The sequence below is a fragment of the Ruoffia sp. FAM 20857 genome, from assembly GCF_045528645.1.
Lineage (GTDB): Bacteria > Bacillota > Bacilli > Lactobacillales > Aerococcaceae > Ruoffia > Ruoffia halotolerans.
This window is the reverse complement of the sequence record NZ_JBGQRB010000093.1, coordinates 1-2,433: the sequence shown is the minus strand read 5'-3', so window position 1 is coordinate 2,433 and position 2,433 is coordinate 1. Positions and strand designations below refer to the sequence as shown.

Genomic DNA, 2,433 nt, shown 5'->3' with positions numbered 1-2,433 from the left:
TTCACCATCGATAGTGATGGTGTAGGAATTATGAACAATCCGATCAATAACTGCTTCGCCTGTTGGTCCACCTCCCAACTTAGAATGCCATCCAGCAGTGTTGAACTGGGTACAGAAGATCGTAGATGTCGTCTTTTCCCTTTTTTCTATGATTTCCATGGTCAAGTATAGTTCTTCTTCTGTTAAGTCATGAAGAAGCCACTCATCAATAATGAGTAGTTCTTTCTTCGTATACTTACGCATTAATTTCTTATAGCTGTCATCTGGTTGATTTTTTGCTATTTTAAACTCATCTAGAAGTTCAGGTAGGCGAACATACTGTACTTTATAAAATTGACGACAAGCAGCTATACCAAAGGCACAGGCTAAGTAGGTTTTCCCAGCCCCAGTTGCTCCCATTAGAATGATGTTATTCTTATTTTCTAAGTACAACCCAGAAGCTAAGCGTAAGATCTCTTCTTTTGGTAACCGTCGGTCTTCGAAATATTGAATCTCCTCAATTGATGCTGAAGGAACTTCGAATCCAGCTTGCCTTATTAAGCGTTGAAGCTTATTACTTTTGCGACGAGAATGTTCGCTGTCTACTAAAAGCTTAAAGCGATCTTCGAAGCCCAAATCGTTATATTGCTTGTTTTGTGCCTGTTGCTTATAGGCCTCTGCCATGCCACTCATTTTCATTTCAATCAACTTTGTTATCGTATCTTCATTCATCATTTAAACGTCCTCCATAGTAGCTAGCCCCACGGGTGAATCCATGGTTCTGAGTTAATTTATCTACTGCTTTCTTCATTTGTTCTTCTTTTATCTGCTTCTGGTTATTTTTAAGGGCTGTTTTAACAAGAGAGACCGTCGGTCTTTCTGTGACGTCCAGTACCGTCTGGCAGGCTTTTTCCAATTCATACTTTGTGTGTTTGCGTAACACTTTCTTAAGAGTGAAAATGGACTGAACACCTTGTCGTTCAACGGCAGCGTTTTTTAGAATTAATTCGACCACTTGTAAGGTAGATCGTCCAATATCTTTTGCCCATGCAATGGCATTTTGTGGGGTTTGATCCGTATATAATTTATGGTTCTCTGGCATATGATCTCGGTTAGTGGACTGCCTGCCATATTTCCCATATAATCGTGAATGAGAAGCGATTCTCAAATGATTGTAGAATACTTCAATAAGATGATCTGTAACTCTCACATCTACCTGTTGACTGATATATTCATAAGGAACAGAATAAAACTGACTTTTAACAGAGATATGATAGTCTGGTTGAACTTTGGCGGTTAACCATTCAGACATCTGATAAGGTGTTGGTGGGAGAGGAGAAAGGTACGATTTCTCTTCTTCTAAAAATGCTGACCATCTGGAACCTTCACGCTTCGTAAAATCACGATGATTGAACTCTTCTAATTTTTCTTTGGCAACGTCATTCCATTCCTTTAAAGTGAAGCATTGAGTGTGCCTCATGGCAGCGATAATCCAAGTCGAGATTGTGCGTACAGACCCTTCTACTGAAGCTTTATCCTTTGGATATTTTACTCGAGCTGGCATCACGAATGTGCCGTAATGATTCGCCATATCTTTATAAGTAGGGTTTAGTACTAATTGCTTTCGCGTATTTTCCTGAACCCCTGTTTTTAAGTTGTCAGGGACTAGAACTTCACTCACACCCCCAAAATAGTCGTAAGCATGTCTATGGGCTGTGATCCAAGACGTTAAGTTCATTGATAAAAAACCTTCAACGTAGGACAATTGACTACTAGGAAATGTCGCTACGAATACATAGACTTTCACCTTCTCACCAGTATCTCGGTCAATTAAAGTGCCGGTAGATCCAGCCCAGTCGACTTCTAAAATTTCTCCTGGCTTTCGTTTGATTCGCATCGTTGCCTTATGTTGTTCTGCATATTTTCTATAATGACGAATGAAACTGCGATAGGCATAGGGAATAGCGTTTTCTGCTCGACACTGCACTTCATATTCATGATGAAGCAGTGTTAAAGTGACATTCTTCTTTCCCAACTCTTTGTGAATGTATTCAAAGTCAATCGGTCGGTAACCTGATCCTTCCATCGTCTTTTCAGGATACAAAAACTCTTCTAGCCATTTATCTGTCATCTCATCTGTTAACGGCAGTGTCACCTCCTTTTTTTCCGCAAGTCGAATGACTTCCGTTATTTTTTGTCTTGAGTGACCAGTAGCTGCACGAATACTTCGAAGAGAAAAACCATCAGACCTCATCTCCAATACTTTCCTATATTGGAACATAAAAAAACCTCCATATAATAAATGTCATGCTTTAGGCTTAAATGCCGTAGGCATGCACATTAATTATACAGAAGTTAATAAGTGGTAAACAGGTTGGCAATGACTGGTACATTTCATGGCAAAGGGTGGTACAAAACTTGGCAACGCTGGTACATTTCGCTGGCGGTAGTCAA

The 2,433-nt window shown here is 39.8% G+C and carries 2 protein-coding genes; both read right to left on the bottom strand.

Going from position 1 to position 2,433, the window contains the following annotated elements:
• The coding region (gene istB, locus ACEN4N_RS11300; RefSeq protein WP_407094256.1) for an IS21-like element helper ATPase IstB at window positions 1-714 on the bottom strand (714 nt) is incomplete at its 3' end.
• Window positions 704-2,260: an IS21 family transposase gene (istA, locus tag ACEN4N_RS11295; RefSeq protein WP_407094255.1), complete on the bottom strand. Its 1,557-nt coding sequence runs from the start codon at window positions 2,258-2,260 to the stop codon at window positions 704-706. The genes istA and istB, both read right to left, overlap by 11 nt.
• Window positions 2,261-2,433: the final 173 nt, after the last annotated feature.

Coding starts and splice junctions, on each gene's coding strand:
- istA (WP_407094255.1), bottom strand. CDS start 2,260: ATGTTCCAATATAGGAAAGTATTGGAGATGAGGTCTGATGGTTTTTCT.